Source organism: Streptomyces sp. NPDC020917 (assembly GCF_044333795.1).
Classification (GTDB): Bacteria; Actinomycetota; Actinomycetes; order Streptomycetales; family Streptomycetaceae; genus Actinacidiphila.
Window position 1 is genome coordinate 685,204 of the sequence record NZ_JBIRRR010000003.1, and the last position, 13,588, is coordinate 698,791.

Annotated in this window: 8 protein-coding genes and 2 pseudogenes; 6 read left to right on the forward strand and 4 right to left on the reverse strand. The window is 69.6% G+C overall.

The window, feature by feature from the left end; all coding sequences use genetic code 11:
• Positions 1-223: 223 nt before the first annotated feature.
• The 3 genes from ACH4TG_RS09815 to ACH4TG_RS09825 all read right to left on the reverse strand — a co-directional run bounded on the left by ACH4TG_RS09815 (position 224) and on the right by ACH4TG_RS09825 (position 2,700).
• A complete protein-coding gene (locus ACH4TG_RS09815) occupies positions 224-661 on the reverse strand; it encodes an amidohydrolase family protein (protein WP_398241696.1) in 438 nt (145 codons plus the stop codon).
• A gap of 152 nt (positions 662-813) precedes the next feature.
• Complete coding sequence (locus tag ACH4TG_RS09820; protein ID WP_398241646.1) at positions 814-2,124, reverse strand: L-fuconate dehydratase; 1,311 nt, start codon at positions 2,122-2,124, stop codon at positions 814-816.
• 189 nt (positions 2,125-2,313) lie between these two features.
• Positions 2,314-2,700, reverse strand: coding sequence for a hypothetical protein (locus ACH4TG_RS09825; RefSeq protein ID WP_398241647.1), 387 nt, complete (start codon positions 2,698-2,700; stop codon positions 2,314-2,316).
• A 356-nt stretch (positions 2,701-3,056) separates the two neighbouring features.
• On the opposite strand from ACH4TG_RS09825, the gene ACH4TG_RS09830 reads away from it, so the two are divergent.
• The 5 genes and pseudogenes from ACH4TG_RS09830 to ACH4TG_RS09850 all read left to right on the forward strand — a co-directional run bounded on the left by ACH4TG_RS09830 (position 3,057) and on the right by ACH4TG_RS09850 (position 9,339).
• Entirely contained in the window at positions 3,057-4,100 is a 1,044-nt protein-coding gene (locus ACH4TG_RS09830) for an SGNH/GDSL hydrolase family protein (protein ID WP_398241648.1), read from the forward strand.
• Positions 4,101-4,581: 481 nt separating this feature from the next.
• Positions 4,582-6,174: a serine/threonine-protein kinase gene (locus ACH4TG_RS09835; RefSeq protein ID WP_398241649.1), complete on the forward strand. Its 1,593-nt coding sequence runs from the start codon at positions 4,582-4,584 to the stop codon at positions 6,172-6,174.
• A gap of 1,068 nt (positions 6,175-7,242) precedes the next feature.
• Positions 7,243-7,783 (forward strand): annotated as a pseudogene (locus tag ACH4TG_RS09840) (winged helix-turn-helix domain-containing protein).
• Positions 7,780-7,887 (forward strand): annotated as a pseudogene (locus tag ACH4TG_RS09845) (DDE endonuclease); the annotation flags it as partial. The pseudogenes ACH4TG_RS09840 and ACH4TG_RS09845, both read left to right, overlap by 4 nt.
• 390 nt (positions 7,888-8,277) lie before the next feature.
• Complete coding sequence (locus ACH4TG_RS09850) at positions 8,278-9,339, forward strand: serine hydrolase domain-containing protein (RefSeq protein WP_398241650.1); 1,062 nt, start codon at positions 8,278-8,280, stop codon at positions 9,337-9,339.
• A gap of 192 nt (positions 9,340-9,531) precedes the next feature.
• Here the strand turns inward: ACH4TG_RS09850 and ACH4TG_RS09855 are convergent, their stop codons facing one another.
• Positions 9,532-10,278: a hypothetical protein gene (locus ACH4TG_RS09855; protein WP_398241651.1), complete on the reverse strand. Its 747-nt coding sequence runs from the start codon at positions 10,276-10,278 to the stop codon at positions 9,532-9,534.
• A 563-nt stretch (positions 10,279-10,841) separates the two neighbouring features.
• On the opposite strand from ACH4TG_RS09855, the gene ACH4TG_RS09860 reads away from it, so the two are divergent.
• Positions 10,842-13,517, forward strand: coding sequence for a hypothetical protein (locus ACH4TG_RS09860; RefSeq protein ID WP_398241652.1), 2,676 nt, complete (start codon positions 10,842-10,844; stop codon positions 13,515-13,517).
• Positions 13,518-13,588: the final 71 nt, after the last annotated feature.

Genomic DNA, 13,588 nt, shown 5'->3' on the forward strand with positions numbered 1-13,588 from the left:
TGCGGCGGATCATCGGCCCAGCCAGCCGCCGTCGACCGGCAGGACGACACCGTGGAGGTATTCGGCTGCCGGGGAGGGGCCGAACGCGGACAGCAGACGTCCCACACCGGCTGGATGTCGGCAGTCGTCCACCGCTGGTGGTCGGCCTCGGTGACGAGTCCGGACACCTTGCAGGTCATCTGCTGGTGGGTGGCCGGCTTCCGGAGCCGGCGCTCCCAGTCGCTCATGTCACCGCCGGCGAGCGGGGCTTCCCGGCACGGTCGAGGACCAGCCGCAGTTCGGGGTGGCGCTCCGCGAGGCGGACCGCCTGGCGGAACTCGTGGCTGCGGATCAGCACGTCGTAGCCCAGGCCGCATCGGGCCACCGTCTGCAACCCCCGGTCGACGTCGGGGCGTTGCAACCAGGCCGGGTCGGACTCGCCCTGGACCACGTGCCCCAGCGACCGCAGGTACGGCCCGCCCGGGCCGGCAAGCAGGTCATCGAGGACGTCGCCCAGCCCGGGGGAGGCCCGGTCCGCCCAGCCGACGACGGCGTCGATCAGCCGGTCCCGGTCGGCCAGCGCCAGCAGATCCCGGGTCTCGGGCTCCGAGGTGCGGCACTGCACGACCACAGCGGTCTCCAGCGAACGCCCGGCGATCGTCGCCGTGGCCGAGGCACGCAGGTCCTGGACGTCGAAGGTCCGCCGGTTCGGCTCATGGGCCCGGCTCGGCCAGCCACGGCTGGGCGCGGCGGGCGAGGTCCCAGAGGTGGTGGGTGTCCACCAGCCCCGCGGAGGCGGGCCGGGCTGGTGGGGTCATGGGGGGCGCGGGGCGGTCAGACACGTGCCGACCAGACCGGGCCGTCGGGGAAGGAGTACTCCTTGAGCGAGACCGGGTGCATCTGCGCGCTCAACCCGGGTGCCGTGGGCGCGAGATAGCGGCCGTCGCGGAGGCGCACTGGGGTCACGAAGTGCTCGTGCAGGTGGTCGACGTACTCGATGACGCGGTTCTCCAGAGTCCCGGAGACGGCGACGTAGTCGAACATCGACAGGTGCTGCACCATCTCGCACAGGCCGACGCCGCCGGCGTGCGGGCAGACCGGGACGCCGAACTTGGCGGCCAGCAGCAGGATCGCGATGTTCTCGTTGACGCCGCCCACCCGGGCCGCGTCGATCTGCACGATGTCCACGGCGCCTGACTGCAACAGCTGCTTGAACACCACGCGGTTGGCGACGTGTTCACCGGTGGCGACTTTGACGGGGGCGACCGCCTCGTGCACGGTGAGGTGCCCGAGGATGTCGTCGGGGGAGGTCGGCTCCTCGATCCAGTACGGCCGGTAGGGGGCGAGTTCGCGCATCCAGTCGATGGCCACGCCCACGTCCCAGCGCTGGTTGGCGTCCACGGCCACCCGCACGTCGGGGCCCACCGCCTCGCGGGCGGCCCGCATGCGCCTCACGTCGTCCTCGAGCGAGGCGCCGACCTTCAGTTTGATCTGGGTGAACCCGTCGGCGACGGCCTGCCGTGCGAGTCGGGTCAGCTTCTCGTCGGAGTAGCCCAGCCAGCCCGGGGTCGTGGTGTAGGCGGGGTAACCGGCCTCGAGGAGGCGGCCGATGCGCTCCGTGCGGCCGGGCTCGGCCGCACGCAGGATGTCCAGTGCCTCCTGCGGGGTGAGGGCGTCGCTGAGCCAGCGGAAGTCGACCTGGGCCACGATCTCCTCGGGTGACATCTCGCCCAGGAACCGCCACACGGGCTTGCCTGCGCGTTTGGCGGCCAGGTCCCAGGCGGCGTTGACGAGGGCGCCGGCGGCCATGTGGACGACGCCCTTCTCCGGTCCCAGCCAGCGCAGTTGCGAGTCGTGCACGAGCGAGCGAGCGAACGCTCCCAGGTCGGCGCAGATCTCCTCGACCTCCCGGCCCACGACGTAGGGGGCCAGTGCCGCGATCGCCGCCGCCTGCACGTCGTTGCCCCGGCCGGTCGTGAACGCGAGCGCGTGGCCCTCGTGGCCGTCCGCCGCGTCCGTGCGCAGCACCACGTATGCGGCGGAGTAGTCCGGCTCGGGGTTCATGGCGTCCGAGCCGTCCAGCTCCTCGGAGGTGGGGAACCGGACGTCCAGGACGTCCAATGCGGTGATGCGGGCAGCAGGCATGGTGAGTGCTCCAGAGGGGAGGGCGCCGGACCGAACGCGGCGTGCATCCCATGTATAGAGAAAGGTGGGATGTATTGTCCAGGGAGGGGGAGGGGTCACGCGATGGTTGCCCCGTTTTGCGAGCTACATCGCCGAGATTGAGGGGACCAATGATGGGTGTCGCGACCCCTCCGGGCACGCGACCCTCGATTAATGGGATGTATCGAGCGGAGCGCCGGGGTACAGGATGGACGTGTCCTCGTCGTCGATCAGCGGGAAGCCGTTGCGGAAGGCGGTTGTCGGACCGGCGGCGGCGATCATCTGCCGGGCCCTGTCGGGCCAGTTGCCGTCCGGGACGACGACGGCGGAGGCCGTCGCGTCGTCGCGTACGCCGGAGAGCACGGTCATACCCCGGTAGGAGCAGAAGTCCTTGATCCGCAGGCCGTGCGTCGCGATGGGGCGCATCTTGGCGAAGTCGCCCGCGCTCTTCGCGGGCAGCTCGTACATGGTCCCGTGGCAGTTGAACACATCACGCTCGGTGCTGACCTCGCGGTCCAGGCGCTCCGGGCCGAGCGGGCCGCCCTGGTCGAAGGCCACTCCGAACCTCGGCAGCCGCCAGCGCCGCCCGTCGTCCCGGATACCAGCACCGAGGCGGCGTCGACCGTGAACTTCCCGGCCGCGATGCACTCCCCCGAGTGGCGCGTGCCATGCCCTTGTGTGCGGCCGTGTATGCCTGGCTGAGAGCGCTGGGGCAAGTTCTGGGACTGGCTTTTCGGCGGGCGTGGGGCAACGCGTGACGGCGCGAAAGATCTGATCATTCAGCCTTATCGGTGATGGTAGGCGTCATTTGCCGGATGGGTAGTCCGACGGCATGGATGATCTTGGAAGAAGTGCCTTCCGCCTGGTGCATTGTTCCAGCTCCGGGCGGCGTCTTTGCTGATCCTGGAGGATCCATGCCACACCCTGTCTTCCGTCTGCGTACGCGCGCGCTGGTCGTCGGGCTCGCACTGGCGGCGTCCGCGCTTGTCCCGTCGGTTTCCGCCCGTGCGGCCGACCAATACGAGTGGGCCGCGCTGGGCGACTCGTACACCGCCGGCGGGTTCGTCGGAGACCCACAGCCCGCGCTCGGTGACCCGTCGAGGGACGGCTGCGACCGGACCACCAACGCCTACCCCGATGTTGTCGCCCAGGAGCTCGAAGAGTTCCCGCCGGGCAAGCCCGTCCACCTGACCAATGTCAGCTGCGGCAACGCCACCATCGCCAACATCGCCAAGGACAAGCAGAAGCCGATCAGCCCGGTCCAGCCTCCGGCCGACGGCTGGCCCGAGGTGGCCCCGCAGATCAAGCGGGCCAACCTCAACGACAACACCGACATCGTCACGATCGGCGTCGGCGGCAACAGCCTCCCCTTCGGCGGCATGCTCCTCAAGTGCCTCGAAGACGGCGCGACCGGGAAGTCCTGCCGCGAGCACTACACCAATCCCCCCGAGGGAGAGGAGAGCATCACCGACAAGCTCGCCCGGGTCCAGGACGAGTACATCGAGATGCTGGCCGAGGTGCACCAGGCTGCGCCCAACGCCAAGGTGATCACGGTCGGCTACCCCGCGGTCCTGCCGGAGGCGGGCAGTGAATGCAACCGCCTGTCCCTCTCCGAACTCGGTCCGATCACGCACGCCGACATCGACTGGCTCCGCGACGACGTCCTCAAGCAGTTGAACAGCACGATCCAGCGGGTCACGAACTTCTTCGGTGACCGCTACGTCGACGTGTACTCCTCCAGCGTGGGCCACGACGCCTGCCAGCCCGCAGCCACCAAGTGGGTCGAGGGCACCTGCGGCAACGCCGAGGACTACTGGCCGACCAGCCTCCCCGGCACCCTGCTGAACTGCGGCCTCATCAACAAGCGCATCACCCTGGTCCACCCCAACGCCGCGGGCTACGCCAACACCGCCGCCCACGTCGAACGAGCCATCCGCATCGCCCTCCTCGAACGCTGACCAACCGCCCCGAACCCCAACAGCGCAGCCCCGGCACCCCGCACACAACCTCGGCGGTGTTGTCCAGCGTCTGGACGAGTCCGCGCTCGGGCATGTCGGCCCCCGCGCGGTGCCAGGTTGGTCCTTGCTGGCCGTGGGCGACGGTGTCCCTGCCCGCGCGGGCCGGTCCGGCTGGACCGGGCGAGCAGGGGTCCTGGGGGCCCCGCAGGAGCCCCTGAAGGCGGATGCGCCCGGTCGCGCACGCTCAGCTCCACCACGGCGTCCCCCGGGCCCTGCGCAACGTCGTCGCACCGCGGCGGCGCGGGATGCCAGGCGGCGGTGTCGACGGTGTGCCCGGACGGCCGCAACCGGCGACCCGGCACTCGCGGTGGTGCACAGACCGGGCGGGTCGAGATCACAGCTCGTCCTCTACGCTTCCCCCTGTATGTGATGTCCAGTCAACAGCGAGCGGGGGGCCTCGTTGAGTTCAGAGACAGCACCGATGCGGGTGATCGCTGGCCGCTATCGGCTTCTCGTGCCCCTTGGGTCCGGCGGGATGGGTCGGGTCTGGAGGGCCCACGACCAGCAACTGGGCGTGGACGTCGCCGTCAAGGAGGTGTTCCGCCGGCCCGGCATCCCTGACGACCATTGGAACGAGCTGCTCGTCCGGGCAAAGCGCGAGGCCCGGCACGGGGCCCGGCTTCGGGACCACGCCAACATCGTCGCCGTCTTCGACGTAGTGATCGAGGACGGGATTCCCTGGACGGTGATGCGCCTGGTGAAGGGCACATCCCTCGAAGCACGCCTGGGCCGGGGAAGACTGTCGGCCGACGAGACCGCCAAGGTCGCCGTCGCGGTGCTCGGCGCCCTGCGGGCGGCCCACGAAGCGGGAATCATCCACCGGGACGTGAAACCCGCCAACATCATGCTCGCCGACGACGGTGGCATCCTGCTCACCGACTTCGGCATCGCGGTCAGCGAGGTCGACACCAAGCTCACGCAGGACGGCGGCATCATCGGATCAATGGCCTACATCGCCCCCGAACGCGCCGACGGCGAGCAGGGCAGCGAGGCCAGCGACCTGTTCTCGCTGGGCGTCACGCTCTACGAGGCCACCGAGGGCAAGTCCCCGTTCCAACGCGACACCCTGACCGCAACCCTACGGGCGGTCGCCGTCCACGAGCCTCCGCCTCCGGCGCACGCAGGCCACCTGACGGCCCTCATCACCGCCCTCCTGCGCAAAGAACCTGGCGCCCGCCCCACCGTCGCCGAGGCACTCGCCATGATGAGGCCCGACATGGCGACCGTGCCGAAGAAGCAGAAGAAGACCTCGCCTTCGTTCGCCCAGAAGCCGACCATCACGTCCGGCCGGGGCACGGCCACCAAGCCGGCGGGGAAGAACGGGAGTACCCGCGCCGAATCGCCGGCCGCCCAGATGATGCCGCACAGCGGGCCCGAGCAGCCGGCCGGTCGTTCCCTGTGGGTGAAGATCGTCGCAGGCATCGTCACTGTGACAGCCGCCGCGACGGCCGGGTTCCTCGTCTACGAGCGGTCACGGCCGGGACCGCCTGAACCGCACGCCAAAGACCTGCTGCAACAGATCCAGGTCGCGAGGTTCCTTGGGGTGCAAACCAGCGAGCTCACCGAATCGGACTCAGACCCGGCGAACTGGCAGGGCAAGGCGGGCCCTCGAGGCGGCGACTCAGAACACGAGTGGGGGGATGGACCGGATTACCGGGCCTTCAACGGCTGGGGCCTACTCGTGGACGTCTACCACTACAGCTCGGCGGACGAAGCGTCCATGAACTCCACCACATTCATCGCCGAGGACCAACACAGCAGTGCCACCATCCCCGGGTACTCGTATCACGCCGTGACAGCACCACCCGGGATGACCGCCGTGGCCACGACTGCCTACCACGCCAAGGGCCTGCCAACCTACACGGAACAAGATCTGGAAATCGTCGACGGGGCGTATCGGATTCACCTGGAAACCCGCCAAGACGACGCATCCGGCAGGCCACGCCAGGACGTCAGCCAACTTGCCAAGCTGATCTTCCCTCGCATGCCCGCACCGCCCGGCAAGGCCAAGTGAATGACACATCGTCACCGCACCAGCCTTTCGAGAACGTCTCCTTGTACTGGTCGATGTAGGCGACCTTCATCGCAGTGGACGGTGCAGCTCTGCTGCGAGGAAAGCCGAGGCGGACGTTGATGTCGCGCTCGCCCGCCTCAGCTCCCTCACCTCCCGCTCCGGCTCCGCGATCCGAGCCGCCTCCGCGCTGGTGGTGCCGGGCACGACGCCCTCCCGGTTCACCTTTGTCGGTCGGGCGCCTGCCTCCGCTCAACCAGCTCTGCTCAACCAGCGAGCCCTTGCCTATGCCGGGAACCAGCCGGCGGGTGGCTCGGGGTCGGTGAGCGCGGAGTCGTCGTCGGGGTCGGGTGGCGGCCCCGGGGCCGATGGCTGGTCCTTCGGCTCCGGGGTTTCTGAGGGGTTACTGGGTACGGTCACGGTCGCGCAGGAAGATGTCCTGAAGTCCGGTGAGGTCCTCGCTGTGCACGAGGTTGGACGCGTAGCTCCCGAAGGCGAGGTAGCGACCGTCGGCGCTGAGCACGGGCGCGGAGGAGACCGAATCCCCGACTTTGCCGTCGCTGGCGGAACGACCGATACCGCCACTCAGGAATGTCCGATACCGGGCAGCAGTCCATCGCCCAGGGCTTCGGCGTAGTCGCATGACGTCCGGTTCGCGACCGGGTGACCGCGCTGAACCCGTGGCGAGCATGGCCCGGGCCGACTGCCGTTGATGAGTCGCATCGGGCACCGGTACAACAAGGGAGTGACAGAACCTGCTCCCCACCGGGATGGCCGCGCCGCTTCGAAGAGGGGGCGGTGGACCAAGCAGTCCGCGGGTGCGACGTTCGCCGCCGTCGCGGCATTCGCACTTACCCGCGAAGTCACGTTCGGGTTCTTCAGGCAGCAGGTGCCCGACTGGGCGTACACGGCTACGATCCTGGCGGAACTCGCCGTATCGGCTGCCGCCTACGGCCTTGCCGCGGTGTGGATCAGGAGACTGCCCTAGCCTCAATACCGGTAACTTACTGACCTTCAAAGGGCGGTGTCGGCGGGGCTGACGGTCCATGATCCCTGCGGTATGCCGACTTTATGAGGTATGCGCAAGGAGGTGGACTGACCGCCGAGCGGCAGGTCTTCCGCGAGAAGTTGAGGACGGAGGCGGCCGAGCGGTTCGCCCAGGGCGTCGAGAACACGATCATCGCGCATGACCTGCGGGTCAGCGTCCGATCGGTGCAGCGTTGGCGCAAGGCCTGGTCGCAGGACGGGCCGAGGGCCTTGGCCTCGAAGGGCCCTGCGTCGCTGCCCTTCCTCAGTGACGAGCTGTTCGCCGTACTGGAGCAGGAGCTGGCCAGGGGACCGGTGGCGCACGGCTGGCCGGACCAGACCTGGACCCTGTCGCGGATCAAGACCCTGATCGGGCGTCGGTTCCACAAGAGCTACACCGTCTAAGGGTGTCGCCGCGCTGATGAAACGACACGGCTGGAGCTGCCAGGTGCACGCCCGCCGGGCGGTCGAGCGCGACGATGCCGGGGTGGCGAGCTGGGTGAAGGAGACCTGGCCGAACGTGGAAGGACCGTGGCGGCGCTCGACGGCTGGCTCGTCTTCGAAGACGAGGCCGGCTTCTCGATGACGCCGCCGACCACCCGCACCTGGTCACGCCGCGGCCGCACTCCGGTCGTCCGCGTGAGAGGGCGCTCCCGCCGCCGCTTATCGGTGGCAGCCCTGGCCTGCTCCTAGCCGGGCGAGCCGTCCCGGCGTCCTCGACGGCTGCCTCACCGGCACCGGCCTCACAACCGCCCCACCATGACGACATCACGCATCCAAGGTCAGTAGGTGCTCCTGCAAATGTGCAGGTCGGTAGGGTTCTGACGCTCTGGCATCGGACCCCGCTGAGTCTCGGTGCTGGTGGGGTGCTGACCTCTCAGCACCCGTCTTCACCTTTTGACATGCCTCCCGCGCTGATTCGGTGGTGGCCCGAAGGGCGTCCCGCAATGTCCGCAGGCTGGAGTCTGCGGCCTTGAGGCAGACCTTGGGTCTCCAGTCCATCGCGAGAGCCTTACTCGGTTATGCTCGCCGCCCGCGTAGGGGCCGTGTCTCCTGCGCCGGCGCATTTAAGATGTGACAATGAGTCAATTTGACACGGTTGAAGAAGCGCTGGCTGAGATCGTGTCACAGGGGCGTTGCCTCGGTGCCGCACTGCGAGTGCTGCATGACGGCGTGGAGGTCCTGGACCTTGCTGTCGGTGACGCCAACGCCACTCAGGTGATGGCGACGGGCACTGCGGTGCCGTGGTTCTCGGCATCGAAGCTGGCAGCGACTGTGGCCGTTGCCCGCGCGTGGGAACTGGGCCTGCTGCACCCGAGCGATCGCGTCGTTCAGCACCTTCCGGAGTTCGCCGGACCTGGCAAGGATGACATTCGCATCGAGCATCTCCTGACCCATACTGCGCCGTTGCGGGCCGTCGACCGTGAGACCGGCCGACGATTTGCCGACGGCAGGCATGCCCTGCTGGAGTTCGTCCTGAACGGTGACGCCGACCCCGATTGGACGCCTGGCACCCGAGCGGCCTACCTCGGCCACGCCGGGTATCTGCTCCTCGATGAGATCGTGCGACGAGGCAGCGGCAGACCGTTCCCGGACTTCCTACACCAACAAGTCACTGCGCCACTGCGGTTGACCTCTCGACTGGGTGGTCCTCCCGGCGTCGATGTCATTGACGTGCCGTGGTTCGGCCCGGCCGAGTTGGCCTCCCGCGTTGCGCGTTTCGATGTCAGCATGGGGTATCCGAGCGCCTGCATGGCGGGCCCGTTCGGTGATGCCGCGGAGATCTGCGAGATGCTACGGCAGGCTGGTACACGGCATGGCCGACGTATCCTCTCGCCCGAGACCAGTGCCGCTTTGGTGACCGATCAGCGACCACCAACGCTGATCGACGAGTCCGCCGGGCGCGCCCGGCGCTGGGGACTGGGCATGGTCCTCGCCGCTGAGAACTTCGGTCCTGCCTCCCCTGCGTCTTTTGGTGCGTTGGGAGGAACGGCATGCCTGGTCTTCGCAGATCCCGAAGCGGGCGTCAGTGTCTCCCTGTATTTCAATGGGAACACCGGTGTCGCTGACCGACTCAGTCGTGACCAGCGCGTCATTGACGCGCTCTACCGCGACCTTCGGCAGCTCGGCCTGCAGCCGTAAGTGCCGCACCTGCCTGCGTACCGGAATCCTGAGGGGCTCTGACCGCTGTTTCAGGTGGACTGATCTACAGGTGTCTGCTGTGATCACGGCGGCCGAGTCGTCATGGGCTGGACCTGGATGCGGCATCTGGAGGACGACGCTTGGAGGAACCGGGCGTGGCAGCATCATCGCCATGTCTTTGCTGACCTGGGACTACGACGGTGATCTGTTCTGCGCCCTCATCACGCGGACGAATGAAAGCAATGGCCTGATGGCATATTTCGCCTGGGCGCCTTGGGTGACCGCCTGGTCCACCGACGCGCCGAGGTCGGCGTAGGTGGCGCCGTTCGCCTCGACGAGGAGGATGTGGGCGTCGGGGGCGACGGCGGAGACCATGTCGAGGTCGAGGGAGATCTCCCCGGCCCAACCGCTGTTGGCAGCCGGGTAGTTGGAGCCGCCGGTCTGGTCGGTCTTCTTGAAGCAGCCGTTGTCGGTGGTACAGGCGGGCAGGCCGTACTGGGCGCGGTAGACGGCGAGGTCGGCCTCGGCGTTCGGGTCGTCGTAGGCGTCGACGATGGCGACGGTCGCGCCCGCGCCGCCGTTCGCGGGCAGGTTGTGGGCGGAGAGCAGGTCCGCGGGACCGTAGCCCAGCGGGATGGCAGCGGTGCTGTCGGCCCTGTGCATGACCCCCTTGACGGCAGAGACGTCGGTGCGCCGCTGCGCGAAGCAGCGCGCCTCGCCCGAGCCCGGCTCCGGGTCGGCGCAGACCGGCTCGGCCTCGACCGAACCGCTGCGGTGCTGGGTCGCCGTGGTCGTCGTGAGCGGGACCTGTGGGGTGGCGGAGGCAGCCGCGGTCGGCCGCGGCGCGGCGGCGAGGGCGGGTTGGACGGCAAGGCCGGCAGCGGCCAGTGTGCTGACGGCCACGGTCGCGGCCGCTCTTCGCAGGCGGGTGAATCCCATCGGTTGAGCTCTCCTGACGCATCGGCGGTCAGGGCACTGCCCGGGCGAACAGTGCACGCCCTCTCCCGGCCTGACGAGTCCTCATGCGTGGCCGCGGCTGGGGAGTTGCGTCGGTGGTGCCGGACACTCGGCCGGGGCAGGGCCGCGGGAAGCGGGGCGCTCCAGCGGCAACTTTGCCCCTGGTGATCCTGCTGCAATCGCGTCGAGCTTGGCGAGGTCGCGACATGGCGCGCACTGGCCGCCGCGAGGGAACCGGGCCTGCGCGGCCTGCTCGCCCGGGATCAGATCCAGCCCGCACGCGCCGCATGCACCGCGAGTTGGATGCGACGGCCACGCCGCACCCCTTGACGCCACCGATCCGCGGTGGAATCGTCCAGCTCCGACAACGTTGTCAGAATCGTGGCCCACTACCGCGCAGCGTGATCCGAAGACCCCCGACGCTTGTCGCGTCGAATCGAGAGGTTGGGACAATGGTCGGTTTTCGCCTGTTCTCCGCGCACCGTCGAAGGAGGCCGGACGCACCCGGGCCACGACGGGACCGGCGCGGGACCGGCGCGGCGCGGATGCTCGCTTCGGGCGCGGTCGCGCTGGCCATCGGCGCGGCGCTCGCCGCGGCGCCCACGGCCACGGCGGCGTCGAGCGGAGCCGTGCACCCGTCGCCGGGCGCGGCCGCCGGACCCGCGGCGGCGTCGGACACCAGCGCGGCGGGGAACTCCAGTTACACCGCGGCGAACCTCCCCGACTGGGCCATCGGCCCGTTCACCCGCAGCGCGGACAACCCGCTGCTGACGCCGAGCGGCAGCGGCTACGAGGCCGCCGACCTGTACAACCCGGGCGTGCTCTACCGCGGCGGGCAGTACAAGATGCTCTACCGCGCGCAGGGCACCGACGGAGGCCCGTCGCAGATCGGCTACGCCGCCGGCACCGACGGCAGCCACTTCACGGAGGACACCGCCGACAACCCGGTGATCGACTTCAACCTGGCCGGGCAGCAGTCCAAGTGCGGCCTGGAGGACCCGCGGCTGTTCGAACTCCAGGGCACCTACTACGCGTTCTTCACCTCCGTCCACCCGAAGGCGGACGGCAGCTGCTACGGCTCGTACGACATCTCCGAGTCCACCTCGACCGACGGCGTCCACTGGAGCACCCCGTGGACGGTGGAGCCGAACGCGGGGAACAACAAGGACGCGGCGGTGGTCACCGACGCCGACGGCACGCCGCGGAAGGTGAACGGCGAGTACGTCATGTACTTCGGCCAGGGCGACACCGGTACGGACATCGCGTACTCGTCGGACCTGCGCACCTGGCACGCGAAGGGCAGCAGCACCCCGCGCACGGCCGACCCGCTCGACGTGCACTACCCCAAGGGCTGGAAGCCGTACGAGGTGGCGGTGGCGGTCACCGACTACCAGACCGTGGTGGGCCGGCCCGCCAACCACAACATCGTGGTCTTCACCGCGGGGACGCTGATGGCCAACGGCCGCTGGTTCTACGCGATCAGCGAGGAGGAGTTCTCCGGCCAGGACCCGACGCTGATGCTCCACCAGCTCAGCGACGCGGTGCTCACCCCGACACCCGACGTGCCCTACGAATGGAACGGGCAGACCCCGAAGACGGTGTGGACGAACAGCATCTTCTTCCACAACGGCCAGTGGATGATGTACTACGGCGGCGGCGACCAGGTCACCGCGCTCGCCACCGCGGGGCTGCGCCGCCCGCAGCCGCCGGCATCGGGCGGGACGCTCTTCCAGACCGGCTTCGAGCACGGCCAGCCCGCGCCCGACTGGGTCGACGGCGTCGACACCTCGCCCGGCGGTGGGGGGATCGCCGGGGTCCGCGCGTACGGCAGCGCCACCGGCCCGGAGGCCAGCGCGCGCCAGGTCCTCGACCACGACGGCACCAACGCGCTGATGTACTCCGGCCAGGCCACCGGCGCGGCCGACGACCACGCCTACATGCGGCTGTTCGACCTCGCCGACCGGCCGGTGCGCACCGGCCGGAACACGACGCTGACGTACTGGATCTACCCACAGGCGCAGGGCAGCGCGGCGCCCGGCGTCAGCGGCGACAACAGCAGCTGTGTGGCACTCGACCTCGTCTTCTCCGACGGCAGCACACTGCACGGCCTGCCCGGCTCCCCGCTCACGCCCGCCGCGCAGTGCGGCACGCTCGAACTCGACCAGTGGAACCAGGTCAGTGTGGACATCGGGAAGGCGGCCGCGGGCCGCACGGTGGTCCGCGTCGACCTGGGCTACGACCGGCCCGGCAGCAACGGCGGCTACCGCGGCTACGTCGACGACGTCACGCTCACCGACAACGCCGCCCGGCCCGCGACGGTCAGCGAGGTCTCGCCCGCGCAGGCGGCTCCGGGGCAGCAGGTCACCGTCACCGGCAAGGGCTTCGGCTCCTCCGCTCACGGCCGGCACCTGCTGCTGTCCGACAACGGTGTGCACTGGGGCGGCGCGGGCGACCTCGGCACGCTGAGGATCGACCACTGGTCCGACACGTCCATCACCTTCACGGTGCCAGGGCCCAGCGGCCCGGCGGTCTCGACGTCCACGGGGCCGGGGAACATCTGGCGCGTCGAGCCGGGCAGCACGGCGAGCGTCGCGGTGGTGACCGGGCCCGGCGGGACCTCCGGCACCGGGCAGTTCACCGTCGGGGCCAGCGCCGCGCTGTCGGACTACGCCAACGACGTGGGCATCTCCCCGGACAGCAACCGCGGGTGCGGCCAGCTCGACAACGGCACCGACACCTACTCCGCGGACGCGCTCGCCGCGGCCACTCCCCAGTCCCTCACCCCCGGCGCCCACGTGAGCGTCGACGGGCTGTCCTTCACCTGGCCGCAGGCGCAGCCGTGCACCAACGACAACGTGCGGGCGCTCGGACAGACCGTCCTGATGCCGTACCGGTCCGGCGCCACCCGGATCGGCTTCCTCGGCGCGGCGACGAACGGCGCCCACTCCGGCACCGTGACGATCCACTACACCGACGGCAGCAGCGGCACGGCGACGCTGGCGCAGTCGGACTGGGGCAACGCACCCGGCGCCGGGAACACCGAAGTCGCCGCGATGACCTACCGCAACCAGGCGCTCGGCAAGCAGGACCACGCCTTCTACGTCGACGAGCAGAGCGTGCCCGTCGACCCGGCTAGGGTCGTCGCATCGATCACGCTGCCCACCGACAAGGACATCCACATCTTCGCGACGGCGCAGGACGGCACGCCGATCGCCGGATAGTCCGCCCGGGGGGAGCGCCGCCCGGCGCTCCCCCTTCGCCCCCGCTCCAACAGCCCACCGCTCAGCCACGC